Genomic DNA, 15,405 nt, shown 5'->3' with positions numbered 1-15,405 from the left:
AAACCCGGTCAGTCCGTATCCAGCCCGCTGACAAGCGACATGGATTTCAGAGCAAAACTGCCTTCCGTCACCACACGGTCCCCCGCCTTCAGATTGCCCTGCACAACGACACTTTCATCCGTCGCCAGCCGCACCCGGACTTCGCGCGGCGCATACTGGCCCTCGGCCGTCTGCACATAGACGAGATCGTGCCCTTCGATCGTCTGCAGCGCGCTCGATGGCACAATCATGCCGTCCACGGCCTCACTGGTCTCAAGAGCTGCATCCAGCATGATCCCCGGCCGCAGGAACGCCACCGGCCTGTCCACGACACACACCACCCGCACCAGCCCCGTCACCGGATCGGCCACGCCATCAATCGTCGTTATTTTCGCCCGGAACGGCTCGGCCCGCGCGTTCCCCGAAGGCCGCACCGTCACAACGCCACCGGGCACCAACCGCGACACCTCATCCGGCCGCAGATCCGCAACAATCCACACGCCCGACAGATCCACAATCGTCGCCACAGGCTGCCCCGGCGTCACATCCGACGCCACGGAGGTCTGAATGGACTGCACCACGCCCCGCACCGGCGAAATCAGCGTGGACGCCTCATCCTGCACGATCTTTTCCGTCACGGAAGTGAACTCTTCCGTCAGACGATGCTGGATCACCCCGATATCCGCTTCCCGTGCCACGACCGTGCTGCGCGCCTGTTGCACGGCCGCCTGGCGCCGTCGGACTTCTCCGACGGACACCGTGCTACCCACAAGCGACTGCCCACGCCGATACGCCAGCTCGGCTTCCCCCAACGTTGCTTTCGCAGACGCCAGAGCCGCCTGATCCTGCTCCATCTGAAGATGCAGGATATGCAACGAGTGATCCGTGTAATCGATGAGCGCCTGCCCGGGCACCACGTTCTGCCCCGGCGTGACACGCACAGCCGTGACTTTCCCGTCCCCGCTCGTGCGGATCACGACCGTCCGCGACAGATCCGCGCTCACCCGCGCCAGCGCTGACACCGTGTCATGCAGCGTTCCCTGCCGCACCGTCGCGGTCTGGAGATGCTCGCCCTCCCGCGCTTCGGCCCCGAGCGTCAGCGGCTGCATCCAGCCCGGCCCGTCCGCCGCACTCGCGTGCCCAAGTACGCACAGTGCCACCCCACAGACCAGAAAACGCACAAACCGGCTCATGGAATGGTCCCCGTCGCAATACCCATCCGGATGATCGCCGCATGCCAGGCGATCTCCGCACGGTTCAGATCCAGCAGCGCCCGGTACGCATCCATCCGTGCGCGCAACGCCTCGATCAGCGGCGTCTCACCCACCCGCCAGGACCGCTCCATCCCGTCCGCCCGGCGCAACATGGAACTCGCCTCGACCCGCGAATTCGACAGCGATCCTGTCGCCGCGACCAGATGTGCCCGCACCTGCGCCATCTCGTTGCGCACGGCCCGCCGCGCCTCGACTTCCTGCCGCGTGGCGGCCGCCATCCGGTCGCGTGCGGCAGATTCCTGCGGCGTATTCGTCACCGCGCTCGGCAGCGGCACCCGCAGATTGACCCCCACCTGCGTATCCCAGGGGCTCTGATACTGCCCCTGATCAATCGCATCGACGCCGATTTCCGGATTGGGCATGAAGCTCTTGCGCGCCAGCTTCATCTGGTTCTGCGCCGCAATCACGGCCTGATGCGTCGCCCGCACCCGCGGGTCCACATCCTCGACCCAGCGCGCATCATTGGCCCGCGTCAGCGCCAGCCAGTGCTCGTCCGCCTGCGTGATGTCCGGCACGCCCGGCAGCCCCGTCAGCGTCCGCAACTGGCTCGCCGTGGTCTCGATTTCCTCGGCCGCCATGTCCGCTTCGCTGCGGGCCTGCGCCAGCTGCGCTTCCACGGCCTGCTGGTCCGACACCGCGATTTCCCCGACATGCCCGGCCCGCCGCACATCCGCTTCGATCCGCTTTAGCGCAGCTACAGTCGCCAGCGCCGCCGTCTGCCGCCGCATGGCCATGATCGCAGCCCCGGTCGCATCCACGACCCGTACCGCAACCGACATCCGTTCCACATCAAGGCGAACGGTCGCCGTCTTCGCCTCGGCCTTGGCCACGTTCTCGGTCGCCGTGCCCTGCCCCGGCAGCCACAGCGGCACCGAAACCCCACCTTGCCAGGTGATGTACCCATGATTGGACCCGCTGATGCGGTCATCATAATAGTCGCCCGTCAGCGTCGGGCCGCCCGCGAACCAGGACTGCGCCGCCTTCGCCCGCGCATCGGCGGAATCCTGATTGACCTCCAGCTCAGCCCGTACGGGGTCCGCTTTCCAGGCCGCCGCAATCGCATCATGAATGGACAGCGGCGCCATGAGGCCCCCTTGCGCCCGGCTCTGTCCCGCTCCGACGATACAGGCCACCATGAGCGCCACGCCGGTCAGCCACCCGCGCGACATCCCCGTCGGGCGCGTAACGAAAAGGGAAAGAAATGCCATGTCCGTGTCATCCCCTGCCCCGCCAGTCCTGTCAACGAAAGGAAATGCGACATTTGCCGCCGTTCCCGCACATGACGCCAGAGGCCTGCACCAATTGCCCCCCTCCCCAAACGGCTTTATGACTCCGAGATAAGAGTCATTCTCATTTTGAGCCCGTTCTTCTCATCCCCGTCCTCCCCCTCAAGGCCCGACGTCCATGCTGATCCATATCCCGAACGTCCTCTCTCCCGAAGAAGTCCGCTACTTCCGTGACAGACTGGAAGCCGCCGAATGGACGGACGGGCGCGTCACCGCGGGGGAGCAGTCCGCCAAGGCCAAGCTCAATCTCCAGATCCCGCAGGACTCCCCCGAATGCCGCGAACTCGGCGAGTTCGTCCTGCGCGCTCTCGGCCGCAACCCGACCTTCAACAGCGCCGCCCTCCCCCTGCGCGTCTACCCGCCGCTCTTCAACCGCTACGACACCGGCATGCATTTCGACGCCCATGTGGACAACGCCATCCGCCCGATCCCCGGTGCCGGGATGCGCATCCGCACGGACGTCTCCTCCACGCTCTTCCTCACCGGACCGGACGAGTATGACGGCGGCGAACTCGTCATCCAGGACACCTACGGCACCCAGAGCATCAAGCTCCCCGCCGGCGACATGGTACTCTATCCCTCGACCAGCCTGCACAGCGTCAACCGTATCACACGCGGCAGCCGCTGGGCCTCGTTCTTCTGGTCCCAGTCCATGGTCCGCGATGATACGAAGCGCCGTCTGCTTTACGAATTCGACTGCTCCATCATCGAAACCCGCAAGGCGCTGCCCGACAGCCATCCCGCCGTTCTCGGGCTGACCTCGACCTATCACAACCTGCTGCGCCAGTGGGCCGAACTGTAAGAAAAGCCCCCCATTCAGGGTTCCGAAAGAGCTGGACGCGCCTCATTCTGTTAAGAAAATCTTCCTCCGAAACAGTCAAAATAAAACTGACATTTCCCACAGCAAGAAAGAAAAACTCCGCAACAGACCTTCAAAAATATACCTGAAAACAGAAGGATATCCTTTTAACGAACGCTTAATTATTCTATGATATTACTCAGATCTCCTATCGAGAGAGCCAGCCTGGGTGATGGAAAAGCAAGAGGATGATTTCAGGAGAAGCCTGGATTATGTGAAGAACTGGCCTCAGGGCACCCGCGACGATTTCGTTCTTCATGCCCTGGACTGTTCTGCTATTGTCGCCATTACCGACACCCGTGGCCGCATTCTTTCCGTCAACAGCCGGTTCGAGGAGATCAGCGGCTATACGCGGAACGAACTCATTGGCAACGATCACCGGATGCTGCGCTCCGGCCAGCATGACCGGAAGTTCTTCCGGCAGATGTACCGGACGATTGCCTCAGGCCATGTCTGGCACGGCGAGATCTGCAACCGCCGGCGCGACGGCTCCCTTTACTGGGTCGACACCACGATCGTTCCCCATATTTCGGAAAGTGGAAAAGTCACCAGCTATGTGGCCATCCGCTTTGATATCACGTCGCGCAAGCAGGCGGAAAACCACCTGAAATCCAGCCGTCAGAAGCTCCAGCACGCTGTCAATACGGACTTCCTGACCAAGATTTCCAACCGCCTGCACTTCTCCCATACCCTGCGTAAAACCCTGCGCCAGAGTGCGGCAGGCCATATCTGTCTGGCCCTGCTCGACATCGACACGTTCAAGACGGTCAACGACACGTCAGGGCACGATTCCGGAGACCGACTGCTGCGCAAAGTCGCCGAGAAGCTCCAGTCCTTCCAGAGTGAAAACTGCTTCATCGCCCGCATCGGTGGCGACGAATTCGCCATCCTCATGACGGGTGACTGCCCGGCACTGTTCGAAAAGATCCTTCTCGAAATCCTCGAGCAGATGCGCTTCAGCTTCCGCAACCGCACCATGACCCATGCCTGCACTGTCAGCATCGGCTATGTCCGCGTCCCCCTCGTCGATGCGCGGGAAAAAGCCCTGCTGAAATGCGCCGATCTCGCGCTCTATGCCGCCAAGACCAGCGGCAGGAACCGTATCCGCGAATATCATCCCGTCATGGAAGAGAAACTGGACCATGCCGGCCGCCTGCGCAGGCGTGTCCAGACCGGACTGCGCAACCAGAGCATTGCGGTCTTTTACCAGCCCATCTTTTCCCTGAGCACGCCCGGCAATATTTCCTTCGAGGCTCTGCTACACTGGGACCATCCGCAGCACCCCATCCTCTCGCCGCAGCATTTCCCCGAAGTCTTTGAAGACCCCAGACTGACCCTGACCCTGAACACCTTCGTCACGCGGCAGGTCATGCAGGACATGCGCAAGCTTCGCGAGCAGAACATCCGCTTCGAACGTATCGCCATCAACATCACGTCCTGCGATTTCGAAGGTAGCGATTTCTTCTGGAAAATCGCTCTCCTCGCCGAGGAAATGAATATCCCGCTCACCTCCCTGGCCCTCGAAATCACCGAGAACATCTTCTCGCGCCCACACCACGGGCAGATCGAGCAGGAACTCGACACCCTACACCGGAAAGGCATCCAGATTTCCCTCGATGATTTCGGGACGGGATTTGCGTCCCTGACGCATCTCAAGACCATCACGTTCGATGCGGTAAAGATCAACCGGGCTTTCGTGGCCGGTCTGGAACGCCATGGAACAGATGCCGCGATCATCAGGGGCGTGATCGACATCGTCCACAGCCTCGGGCGCAAGGTCGTGGCCGAGGGGATCGGCAACGCCACACAGGTCCGCACGCTTCTGGAGATGGAATGCGATTTCGTGCAGGGAGATTTTCTGTGCGAAGCCGTGCCGCTCATGGACATCCCGGCGGCCCTTGAAAAGATCCGCTACCAAGCGCTTCTGCCCCCGGCAGCAAAACCAGCCTGACGGATCATTCGACCCGTCAGGCACCAGCGTCAGAAACGCTGGTCAATACCGGTAAGGATCGTCCGGCGCAGACCATACTGCGGCGCCCCCACACCGATGCCACTACCGTCACGCAGCAGATAGGTCCGATCGAACAGGTTGGTCACATCCAGACGCAGCTGGGTGCGCTTGAGGAACGGCACCTGGAACAGATCCTTGAAGGACTGGACCAGCGACAGGTTGAACGTGGCGTACTGAGGCACGGAATCCCCGTTCGGCGTTGCACCATCGGCCCGTAGACCGCTGCCATAGACCATCGTGGCGGACAGGCGCAGCGGGTGGCCGGTTCTGTGGAAGAACGAGTAGCTTGCTCCGGCAGACGCCGTCCAGCGCTGGTCATGGTCGAGATGGATCCAGTGCTTGGCGGTATAGGCCAGATCATCCGGATCGAAGTTCCACTGGGCCGTGACGATATCCTTGCCGATGGCGCGCGACCAGGAGAAATTGCCGTACACACTAAAGGCGCCCCGGGTGTAATCAGTGGCGAACTCATAGCCATTGACCTGCCCGCGACGGTAGTTGAATGCCGACAGGATGACCGGGGAGCCGAACTGCCCTTCATCGATCATGTTCTTGGCGAGCTTCACATAGGCGTCAAACGACGCATGCCAGCCCGGCAGGATCGTCTGTGCGAAGCCTGCGTCGAAGTAATGGTCGCGCTCGGCCTTCACATTGCTGTTCAGGAACGTCCCCGGAGCCGCTGACGTATTGGCAAATTTGTTGAGCGACGTACCGCCAACGAGTTCGAACGGCGGCGGCGTGAAGTAACGCGAATATCCTGCATGGAACGTGCCACCGTGCCAGGGCTTGTAAACGATGTTCAGGCGCGGGCTGACCTGCTTGGCGTGGGTATATTCATCCACACCGTCAAACCGCAGACCGTAATTGATCGTCAGGTTCTTCAGCGGGCGCCACTCGTCCTGCGCATAGAGGCCATACATCCAGCCCGTCCGGCCCGTGCCGTCATGGATGGTGAGCGGATTGTCGGAATAGACCGCGTTACCATCAGCATCCTCACCACTCTGCGGGTAAACAGTTGAATCCGACTTGGAAACGTTCCGCTCCACATAGATCTGATAGCCGAAGCGGACCGTATGATCTCTGGCAGCCTGCCAGGTGGCGTCGGACTGCGTTCCCGTCGAAAAAACCGAACGCGCCGCACGCTGGGCAATACCGTTATAGATCAGATCGCCCAGCGGATCAGGCGAATACCGCAGCGAGCTGTAACGCAGCACGGCGGACGTCTGGAAGCTCAGCTTGCCCATGTCCTTCTGCAGGGACAGGATGCCGAAATCCGTAATTTCCTTCTGATGCTCGGTCAGGCTCGAACTGTCGCCATTGCCATAGAGCTTCTGCGACAGATCACTACTGGTAAAGGACGGATTGGCGAACTGGCGCTGCTGTCCCGGGTTGTTGGGAAGCTGGTACTCGGCGTTGGACACACCGGCGGTCAGGCTGATCCGCGTGTTCTCATCCACCGTGTAACGGGCATGACCCAGGAAGTGGTACTGGTTCGTCAGATCGTGGATCGCGTTGAAGCTCGGCGTGGTGTTTTCGATGCCGACACGGTTGTGAACGAAATCACCCGTCGCAAACCAGTCCCACTTGCCATGATGGCCGCCAAACTGCGCGGACGGGAAGAAATAGTCGCGTGCGCCACCATAGATCGAAACGTCACCGCCGGCATCGGAATAGCCGTTCTTGGTGTTGATATCGATCACACCAGCCTGCAGGAAGCCGTACTCACTGGGCAGCGCGCCGGTCGTCAGAGACATGGAATGGGCAAAGCGCGTCATGAGCGTCTGTCCGAACACGCTCATGCCTTCCGGAAGTGCCACGCCGTCGAGACGGAACTGCACCTCATTATGATCGCCACGAACGTGGATCTGCCCGTAGCTGTCCTGAGCCACACCCGGGGCCTGCAGCAGCAGCGTGTTCAGACCCGCATTGTCGCCGCCGGGATTCGTCTCGATGGCCTGCCGCGAGAAATTATAGGTCGTCGCACCCGTGGACGGCTGAAGGGCAGCGCGGGCGCGCTCGAGATGGGCGTTGACGGTAATGTCATCCGCGCCCGTGCGACTGCTCTCCGTCGTTGTCGTACCATGCTGGTCGTCAGCATGACCGAAGCTGGCGCGGGCGGCCGTGGACTCATCGTCCGTCTGGGTTTCAGCGGTGGGCGCAGCAGCCTGGGAAGACGTTACCGACGGGGTCACCGACTGGGCGAACGCGGAATCGGCAAGGGCGGTAGTGCAGCCCAGAAGCAGAAGAAAGGAACGGGCAGACACGATAGACGGCATGAAGCCTCCGGACAGGGGATACGGCAGAGACGAAAGATTGTCAGAGCGGAATGCTTATTATGTTATATCATAACAGTTCAAGCAAAATCTGCGCCTCTGTGCGCCATTGTGCATCGAGCGTTTGCTCTGTTGCATGAGTACAATATAAGCACGGTTATTTTTCGGGCTTTGCTGTCCTTTTTCAGGCAGGCTGCCCCTTCGGAACGTCCCCTCTTCAGGAGAACCGCCCTTTCCATGACGCTTCGCAAGGCCCTTCTCCTGAGCGCCAGCCTCAGTGCCAGCTTCCTTGGCCCGTCCCTCGCCCTGGCAGCCTCGCCGGAAAAGGCGAAGCCTCTGGCTGGCAAGGCCGAAGCGTCCCCTCACGCCAGCGCCCATCATTCAGCCGCAAAGCCTGTACCCCACAAGGTCGCCCCCCAGTCCATCCAGGCCCGTGACACCGAAACGATTGCCGTCACTGCCCGCCGGACAGACTTCGCCTTTGCCGCAGCACAGCACAGCCCGGACGCAGACACGCGCCTGACCGCCGACCGCCTGACCCAGCGCGGCGTCGTCACCCTGCGCGATCTGGAGCGCGTGGCGCCCAACCTGACGATCCAGTCCATCAACGGCACGGCCTCCACCAATTTCTATCTGCGGGGAGTCGGCTTCAACGACTTCACCATGAACAACATCCCGACCGTCATGACCTATTTCGATGACGTGCCCTTCGCGTTATCGACCATGTCGAGCGGCCTGATGTTCGATCTGGCGGACGCCACCGTCACCCCCGGCCCGGTCGGCACCACACACGGACAATCCGACACCGGCGGCGAAGTCCGCTTCCGCACCGCCGACCCGACCAGCACCCTGCATTACGGCGCCAGTCAGGACATCGCTTCCTACGCCCGCAGCCGGAGCGAAGCGTATATTTCAGGCCCGATCGCCAAAGGGCTGGATTTCCGGCTGGCCGGGCAGATCCGACAGGGTGGTGGCTGGCAGACCGATCCGCAGAACGGCGCCCATCTCGGAGACGCGGATTCCTACGCCCTGCGCGGCAAGCTGCGCTGGCATTCGGATGACAATCGCACCACGATCCTGCTCTCCGGCCATTTCGTACAGGACAACAGCCAGGTCGTCACAAGCCAGGCCATCCACCGCCTGATCGGCACGAGCGGCCTGCCCCAGCTCGGCCAGACGCAGGCCGAATGGTCTGTCCGTCCGCAATTCGCCAACCTGATCGGACGTCCGGAAAGCCTCAAACCCAGCGAGCACAACCAGTTCTGGGGCTGGGACCTGCATATCGATCATGATTTCGGGTTCGCGAAACTCACCTCCGTCTCCGCCTTCGAGACCGAACGGCAGGGTGAATACACCGATCAGGACGGCACCTCCCGTTCCGAAGCGGACACCTACCGCACCATCAGCGCCAATGCCTTCACGCAGGAACTGCGTCTGGGCTCCAGCAATCCCGACAGCCGCCTGCAATGGGTGGTCGGTGCATTCTACCAGCGCAGCCGCATGAAACAGCGCTTCTTCTTCGACTATACCGACTATGCGGCCCGCGGTTACATGATGGCCACGTCCTTCTCCATGAATCAGGAGAGCACGTCCGAATTCGGCCATATCAGCTATCGCCTGCCGCATAACGTGACGCTGTTCGCCGGTCTGCTGCACGAAATCGACGACCGCAGCCTGCCCGGTCTTACTTCGGAAATCTTCGGCGGCAAGACCACGGCCTTCCACGGCGAGAGCACGGCCTCGGCCCAGTTCGCCGGACAGGTTGGCGTGTCATGGCAGGCGACAAAGAGCACGCTCGTCTATTACAAGATGAGCAAGGGCTTCAAACCCGGCGGCTTCAGCGCCAACAACACCCAGATCCAGGCCCAGCTTGACCCGTTCGGTCCGGAGACCGTGCTGACCTACGAACTCGGCTTCAAGAGCGACCCGATCCCCAATGTCCTGCGCCTGAACGGTGCCGCCTTTTACAACGACTTCCATAACCAGCAGGTCGTGGGCACGGTGCTGATCCCGAATTACGGACCGCTGAGCGAGATCACGAACGTCCCCAAATCCGAAAGCTGGGGCTTCGAGGGCACGATCGAACTACACCCGGTACGCCATGTCTTCGTGACGCAGAATATCGGCTGGCAGCGCGGCAACTATCAGGACTTCCTGAACGTCAACCGCGCCGCAACCAATGCCGCCTACGCCAAGACAGGCGTCTGGCAGGCGGTGAACAGCAATTTCGCGGGTGTGGATAACGGCCAGCCCAAGCTAACCCTCAACGGTCAGGCCGAATGGCGACAGGCGCTGACACCGGGACTGGGCTTCGATATCGGGCCGGACTGGTCCTATCGCGGCAGTCAGGCCATCGCGGTCGGCGGCACGGGGTTCTATCGCCTGCCGCCCTATTTCCTGCTCGGCGCCCATGCGACCCTGCGTCCCTCATCAGGGAAGTGGGAAGCCACGGTCTACGCCTCGAACCTGCTCAACCGCAGCTTTTTCGAAAGCGGCGGCATGGCGACAACAACCTATTTCTACATCCCCGGACCGCCCCGTTTCATTGGCGGCCGCGTGTCGTACGGCTTCTGAGGCCCCTATAGCGCTCAGCCAACAATCAGGCTGCGCGCCAGAGACCGGATTTCCTTAAGGGTCCTGTCGGCATCCATGGGCTCGCGCCCCAGAAGATTCATGGCGCGGAAATGGATGGTGCTGAGCAGCATGTCCAGGACCGTGTCGGGATTCTGACAGAAAACCTTCTCGCCACGCCTGCTGGCACGCTCAAGGAAAAGCGTCATCTGCGCACGCGCCGGTACCACGCTCACTTCCCACAGGACCTGACCGAATTCCGGGTCATGCACGGCTTCACCCAGCAGGGTTCCGTAAGTGCGGCCCAGAGGGGTGACCAGAAACCGGATGCGTGCCGCGATAAGCTCATCCACGTCACCGGCGAAGCTGCCTGTATCGATCTGCGGGGTCAGATCGTCACGCCACAGACGCATCGCATCAAAGAACATGGCCTGTTTCGTCGGCCAGCGCCGATAGACCGTCGCGGTCGACACTCCGGCGGCCTTGGCGACGCGACTGATGGTGAGGCCCTGATAGCCTTCTTCCACGAGCACCTGCGCGATCGCCGCAAGGATATTATCCTTGAGCCTCAGATTGACCGGCCGCCCCGGTGCCCGGGTCGCTGTCCGGTCCCGAGCGGGAACGTGAACATTCTTTAGCGGTAAAGTATGCGGCACTATGGTCTGTGACATGGTCGTTCCCCTCTCTGGCCATTTCACCGGCTGGCATCACTTGGAATGAACGCAGCTAGTCAGATATGGACCCGCCGTTACAAGACGCATTTACGTTTGTTTGGTAACAAAATATGTCCGTTTTTCCTCAGGGGATCACATGAGCCGTCTGAAGGGCAGCCCGTTTCGCCTGAAGCGCGGCCGCATCCATTGGCGCAGCCCTGACGGAGGCCACATCCTGGGCGGACATCCCGGCAGGCGCCGCGCTGTTACCCACGGTGCCCACATAGGCCAGGACGGCTGCAATATCCTCATCCGACAGCGCCCGGAATGAGGGCATGAATCCCTTGTAGGACTGTCCGTCCACCGTGATCGGACCATGCAGCCCGTTCACCAGAACCGCCGCCAGATACGCTTTTCCGTCCGGATTGCCCGCAATCTGCCCGACCCGTCCCGCAAGCGGGGGGAAAGCCCCCGGACGCCCCGCGCCCGCAGGTCCGTGACACATCGCGCATTTTCCCCGATACAGCGTCGCTCCATCCGCCGCTATGGCCTGGGACACCATGAGCGGCATCAGACACAGAAGAGCCGCAGGCATGATCCTGAAACGGGTTTTCGTTGTCATGTCCGGGGCCCTTCCGCAGCTTGTGTCGTTACATCACTTCGGAAAACACTAGCTCCCAAACGCCCCGAAAGCTACCGCACGCCGCCTTTCTCGAAAGCGCAAAGACGCCTATCCTGCTGTCATCTTTCCTGCCGGGCAGCCGGCGCAGCCGGCAGAGGTTCCGCATGACCCAGAGCGAGACGCCCCCTTCTTCGGATGGCACCAGACGGCGGGATCTGCTGGCCACCGGGACCGTGGTGCTCGGCTGTGCGGGGGCCTGCGCCCTGGCTGTACCCTTTGTCGAGAGCCTGAAAAACCCGGCAGCAACTCCCCTGTCCGACCGGCTGCTGCACGTCGATCTGTCCTCCCTGACACCCGGGCAGGACATGACCCTGCGCTGGCGGGACTGGCCTGTTTTCATCCAGCACCGCACGCCTGAGATGCTGGCTGCGCTTCAGGCTCCGGACCATCTGGCCACCCTGCGGGACGCGGATTCGAAAGTCCTTCAGCAGCCAAAGGACGCGACGAACTGGCACCGTTCAGTCCGCCCGGAATATGGCGTGCTCATCGGGGTCTGCACCCATCTTGGCTGTGTGCCCTCTTTCGAAAAACCCGGCTCCACGCCAGAAGCGAAGGGGGGATATTTCTGTCCCTGCCACGGATCACATTTCGACGCGGCCGGCCGTGTCGCACGCCGCGCACCCGCGCCCTGCAATCTGCCAGTCCCGCCCGTGACGTTCCTTTCCGACACGAAACTTCGCATCGGCCACAGCGCGGGTGATCCGGGCTTCAGCATGTCCGACATCCAGCAGATCTGAAGACCGACCCGCATGACTTCGCCCCTGAAAACCCCCGACACAGATCCGCGCGGCTGGTTCGAACGTCGCTTGCCGGTCATGAGCCTGCTGCGCCGCGAATATGTCGCTTTCCCGATGCCCCGCAACCTCAATGCGTTGTGGAGCTTTGGCGCGTTCCTGATCGTCACGATGGTTTTCATGGTCGCCAGCGGCCTGTTCCTCGCGATCAACTACACGCCCGACATCACGCAGGCTTTCGCCAGCGTCGAGGCCATAGACCGGCAGATCCCCTCGGGCTGGTTCATTCGCAGCCTGCACATGGGCGGCGTGACGATGCTGTTCGCCTGCCTCTACATCCATATCGGGCGCAGCCTGTGGTACGGCTCCTACAAGGCCCCGCGCGAACTGCTCTGGCTGACAGGCCTTGGCCTGATGCTGATGGTGATGGTGACGGCCTTTGCCGGTTATGTTCTGCCCTGGGGACAGATGTCCTACTGGGGGGCCACGGTGATCCTGAATGCCGTCCATGCCATTCCCCTGATCGGGCAGCCGCTGTCCGAACTCCTGCTGGGCGGCGATACGCTTGGGAACGTGGCGCTGCACCGCCTTTTCGTTCTGCATTTCACGATGGCTTTCGCGATCCTCGCCGCCATTGCCCTGCATGTCGCGGCGCTGCATGTCGTGAAATCGAACAATCCTTCGGGCATTGACCCTGTCAGCCCGAGCCAGACCCTGCCATTCCACCCCTATTACACCAGCCGCGACGGCTTCGCGCTCTGCCTGTTCCTGATGGTCTATGCCGGGCTGGTCTTTTTCCTGCCCGATCTTCTCACGCTGGCCGACAACTACGTTCAGGCCAACCCGCTCGTTACACCACGCGACATCCGGCCGGAATGGTATTTCGCCCCCTTCTACGCAATCCTCCGCGCTGTGCCCTCACGCCTCGGCGGGCTTCTCCTCGCCTCGGGGAGCCTCGCCGTCCTGTTCGTGCTGCCCTGGCTGGACCGCTCGGCCGTCCGCCCCGCAACACGGCGACCAATGGTGCGCCTGTCGCTGCCCCTCGCCTTCGCGGCCTTCATCCTGCTCGGCATTGCGGGGATGCACGCGCCGACACCGGCATGGCTTCTCGCCAGCCGCGTGGCGATGGCCTGGTGGTTCATCCATTTCCTGCTCGTCATGCCACTCGCCTCCGAACGGGAGATGTCGTCATGACGCACTGGCCCCGGAACTTCCTCCTCGCCACCAGCCTGACCGTCCTGCCCGCCGCAGCCAGCACCCCGGCCCAGCGCGGCCTGATGGTCTTCCAGCAGGTCTGCAGCGCCTGCCACGGCCTGGAACATGTCGATTACGGCGACATGAGCAGCCTCGGCCTCTCGACGGATGAGATCCGAAAATGGGCCGCCGATCAGCAGCTTCCCAACGGCACGGACGATAACGGTGATCCAAAAACCCGTCCCGCCACAGCCACCGATCCTATCCTGTCGCCCTACCCCAACGAGGCTGTAGGACGGCTCGCCAATCACGGACTGCTGCCGCCCGATCTCTCCCGCCTGGCCCTGACGCTGCCCGGCGGTGCCGGGGAAATCCGGCAGATCCTGCTCTCTTATGCTCCCGCCCCTGCGGGCGTGAAACTCGACGAAGGGCGCTATTACAACACCGCCCTGAAATGGAAACATATCGGCATGCCCCCGCCCCTTCAGGACGGCATGCTCACCTATCCCGACGGCACCCAGGCCACCCCCGCACAGATGGCTGGCGACGTCTCGGCCTTTCTCGACTGGGTCGCCCATCCCCATCAGGCCGAACGCAGACGGATCGGCATCTATGTTCTCGCCTATCTCGCTCTGATGGCGCTCCTGACCTTCCTGCTGCAGCGCCGAATCTGGAAAGGACGCCGCTGACCACGCCTTCCTGAACTACATCCGCTCAGCATGGTCCATGCGATGCGCGGCCCGATAGGTCAGCGGCATGACGGCCAGCCCCTGAACCGTCTCGATCACGTCCAGCTCGGCATTACCCAGAAGCCGGATCAGCGCCTCACGCGGCGTATAGACGCCGGCAACGGCAATGCTGTTACCGCCTCGCAGAAGCCCTTCATCCATCAGTATGGGGCATTTCGTCTTGCGGGACAGTTCCGTCACAGCCTCGGCAAGCGTCTTCGTTTCGATCTGAAGCATCGTACGCTGAACCGGGCAGATGTCCCGTGTCCGCGTCACGCTCTCTGCCACGACCGGACCGCTCAGCAACAGGACACAGACCCCCACACCAAGCCCCCTGCGCAAAGAAGTGGCGACCACACGAAACATGTCATCTCTTTCTGGGTGCGGACAATCTGGCATGTCCGTGGCTCTCCGCAGGGCATGCCCGCCCTGTGGACCACAATACAGACAGGCATAATCCCACAACACAACGCCGCAACCTGTGGGAAAGCACACCCCTCCCGTTCTTTTGAACGCGGAGCTTCTGAAAGTCCGGGACGGAAATCCTAGAACGTCGGCGGCGTACAGGCGCTGATGATCTCGCAACCCTCGGAACTCAGGCAGCGGAAACGATGCGGCTGACGGCTGTCGAAATGATAGGCATCACCCGGGCCCAGGATCTCGCGCCTGTCTCCCACCGTGATTTCCACCTGCCCGTGCAGGACAAACCCACCTTCTTCGCCTTCATGGGCATAGACCGTGGCCCCGGTATCCGCCCCGGATGCATAGGTCTCACGCAGGATCTGAAGGCTTCGGCCAAACAGGGGGGCCCCGACCTGGCGAAAGGTCACACCACCCTGCTCGAACGTCATCAGTTCGCCCTCCCGGTAGAAGATCTTTTCTCCACCTTCAGGAGCTATGCTGAAAAACTCCCCGAGCGTCACGGGGATCCCGTCCAGAATACGCTTGAGCGTTCCAACAGACGGATTCATGTCACCTGATTCGATGAGGGAGATCGTGGAATTGGTCACCCCTGTCCGCTTGGCCAGTTCTCGCTGGGACAGGTTCCGTGCCGTCCGCACAAATCGCAGGCGTGCTCCCAGATCCATCCCTTTGTATCCTCCCCAACCTCATGCGTGTCACCAGTATGTCATATCGAAACAGAAAGGAAACCTTGAAAAT

General features: G+C 61.9%; 13 protein-coding genes. 6 read left to right on the top strand and 7 right to left on the bottom strand.

Annotation, left to right across the window (positions count from 1 at the left end):
- Positions 1-8: 8 nt before the first annotated feature.
- Positions 9-1,172: an efflux RND transporter periplasmic adaptor subunit gene (locus KP701_RS08255; RefSeq protein WP_215746754.1), complete on the bottom strand. Its 1,164-nt coding sequence runs from the start codon at positions 1,170-1,172 to the stop codon at positions 9-11.
- On the bottom strand, positions 1,169-2,338 hold the full coding sequence (locus KP701_RS08250) for a TolC family protein (RefSeq protein ID WP_371818931.1): 1,170 nt from the start codon (positions 2,336-2,338) through the stop codon (positions 1,169-1,171). The genes KP701_RS08255 and KP701_RS08250 overlap by 4 nt, the downstream gene beginning before the upstream one ends.
- Before the next feature lie 319 nt (positions 2,339-2,657).
- Between KP701_RS08250 and KP701_RS08245 the strand changes: the two genes are divergently transcribed.
- Both KP701_RS08245 and KP701_RS08240 read left to right on the top strand, forming a co-directional pair.
- Positions 2,658-3,341, top strand: coding sequence for a Fe2+-dependent dioxygenase (locus KP701_RS08245; protein WP_215746753.1), 684 nt, complete (start codon positions 2,658-2,660; stop codon positions 3,339-3,341).
- A gap of 271 nt (positions 3,342-3,612) precedes the next feature.
- Positions 3,613-5,349, top strand: a complete 1,737-nt coding sequence (locus tag KP701_RS08240; protein ID WP_371818925.1) for a putative bifunctional diguanylate cyclase/phosphodiesterase — start codon at positions 3,613-3,615, stop codon at positions 5,347-5,349.
- 29 nt (positions 5,350-5,378) lie between these two features.
- Here the strand turns inward: KP701_RS08240 and KP701_RS08235 are convergent, their stop codons facing one another.
- The gene (locus KP701_RS08235; RefSeq protein ID WP_215746752.1) at positions 5,379-7,685 is read right to left on the bottom strand and encodes a TonB-dependent receptor; all 2,307 of its coding nucleotides are present in this window, start codon (positions 7,683-7,685) and stop codon (positions 5,379-5,381) included.
- Positions 7,686-7,919: 234 nt separating this feature from the next.
- Between KP701_RS08235 and KP701_RS08230 the strand changes: the two genes are divergently transcribed.
- Positions 7,920-10,256 carry a TonB-dependent receptor gene (locus KP701_RS08230; RefSeq protein ID WP_215746751.1) on the top strand — a complete coding sequence of 779 codons (2,337 nt, stop codon included), beginning with the start codon at positions 7,920-7,922 and terminating at the stop codon, positions 10,254-10,256.
- Positions 10,257-10,270: 14 nt separating this feature from the next.
- Here KP701_RS08230 and KP701_RS08225 read toward each other — a convergent pair whose 3' ends face one another.
- Positions 10,271-10,924 carry a TetR/AcrR family transcriptional regulator gene (locus KP701_RS08225; RefSeq protein ID WP_215746750.1) on the bottom strand — a complete coding sequence of 218 codons (654 nt, stop codon included), beginning with the start codon at positions 10,922-10,924 and terminating at the stop codon, positions 10,271-10,273.
- Positions 10,925-11,051: 127 nt separating this feature from the next.
- Entirely contained in the window at positions 11,052-11,528 is a 477-nt protein-coding gene (locus tag KP701_RS08220; RefSeq protein ID WP_252345491.1) for a cytochrome c, read from the bottom strand.
- A 164-nt stretch (positions 11,529-11,692) separates the two neighbouring features.
- Between KP701_RS08220 and petA the strand changes: the two genes are divergently transcribed.
- From petA to KP701_RS08205, 3 genes are read left to right on the top strand one after another with little or no spacing between them, the layout of a single operon-like run.
- A complete protein-coding gene (gene petA, locus KP701_RS08215; RefSeq protein ID WP_215746749.1) occupies positions 11,693-12,325 on the top strand; it encodes a ubiquinol-cytochrome c reductase iron-sulfur subunit in 633 nt (210 codons plus the stop codon).
- A 12-nt stretch (positions 12,326-12,337) separates the two neighbouring features.
- Positions 12,338-13,516: a cytochrome b N-terminal domain-containing protein gene (locus tag KP701_RS08210; protein ID WP_215746748.1), complete on the top strand. Its 1,179-nt coding sequence runs from the start codon at positions 12,338-12,340 to the stop codon at positions 13,514-13,516.
- On the top strand, positions 13,513-14,205 hold the full coding sequence (locus KP701_RS08205; protein WP_215746747.1) for a cytochrome c1: 693 nt from the start codon (positions 13,513-13,515) through the stop codon (positions 14,203-14,205). Before KP701_RS08210 ends, KP701_RS08205 begins: the two co-directional genes overlap by 4 nt.
- Before the next feature lie 15 nt (positions 14,206-14,220).
- On the opposite strand, the gene KP701_RS08200 is transcribed toward KP701_RS08205, so the two are convergent.
- Together KP701_RS08200 and KP701_RS08195 are read right to left on the bottom strand one after the other, a co-directional pair.
- Complete coding sequence (locus KP701_RS08200) at positions 14,221-14,610, bottom strand: STN domain-containing protein (RefSeq protein ID WP_215746746.1); 390 nt, start codon at positions 14,608-14,610, stop codon at positions 14,221-14,223.
- Positions 14,611-14,789: 179 nt separating this feature from the next.
- On the bottom strand, positions 14,790-15,332 hold the full coding sequence (locus KP701_RS08195; RefSeq protein WP_215746745.1) for a cupin domain-containing protein: 543 nt from the start codon (positions 15,330-15,332) through the stop codon (positions 14,790-14,792).
- Positions 15,333-15,405 lie beyond the last annotated feature (73 nt).

This window comes from Gluconobacter sp. P1C6_b (assembly GCF_018811945.1).
In the GTDB taxonomy this organism is placed as follows: Bacteria; Pseudomonadota; Alphaproteobacteria; order Acetobacterales; family Acetobacteraceae; genus Gluconobacter.
This window is presented reverse-complemented; position numbering and strand designations above follow the sequence as displayed.

Coding starts and splice junctions, on each gene's coding strand:
- KP701_RS08230 (WP_215746751.1), top strand. CDS start 7,920: ATGACGCTTCGCAAGGCCCTTCTCCTGAGCGCCAGCCTCAGTGCCAGC.
- KP701_RS08220 (WP_252345491.1), bottom strand. CDS start 11,528: ATGACAACGAAAACCCGTTTCAGGATCATGCCTGCGGCTCTTCTGTGT.
- KP701_RS08235 (WP_215746752.1), bottom strand. CDS start 7,685: ATGCCGTCTATCGTGTCTGCCCGTTCCTTTCTTCTGCTTCTGGGCTGC.
- KP701_RS08255 (WP_215746754.1), bottom strand. CDS start 1,172: ATGAGCCGGTTTGTGCGTTTTCTGGTCTGTGGGGTGGCACTGTGCGTA.
- KP701_RS08225 (WP_215746750.1), bottom strand. CDS start 10,924: ATGTCACAGACCATAGTGCCGCATACTTTACCGCTAAAGAATGTTCAC.
- KP701_RS08200 (WP_215746746.1), bottom strand. CDS start 14,610: ATGTTTCGTGTGGTCGCCACTTCTTTGCGCAGGGGGCTTGGTGTGGGG.
- KP701_RS08195 (WP_215746745.1), bottom strand. CDS start 15,332: ATGGATCTGGGAGCACGCCTGCGATTTGTGCGGACGGCACGGAACCTG.
- petA (WP_215746749.1), top strand. CDS start 11,693: ATGACCCAGAGCGAGACGCCCCCTTCTTCGGATGGCACCAGACGGCGG.
- KP701_RS08250 (WP_371818931.1), bottom strand. CDS start 2,338: ATGGCGCCGCTGTCCATTCATGATGCGATTGCGGCGGCCTGGAAAGCG.
- KP701_RS08205 (WP_215746747.1), top strand. CDS start 13,513: ATGACGCACTGGCCCCGGAACTTCCTCCTCGCCACCAGCCTGACCGTC.
- KP701_RS08210 (WP_215746748.1), top strand. CDS start 12,338: ATGACTTCGCCCCTGAAAACCCCCGACACAGATCCGCGCGGCTGGTTC.
- KP701_RS08245 (WP_215746753.1), top strand. CDS start 2,658: ATGCTGATCCATATCCCGAACGTCCTCTCTCCCGAAGAAGTCCGCTAC.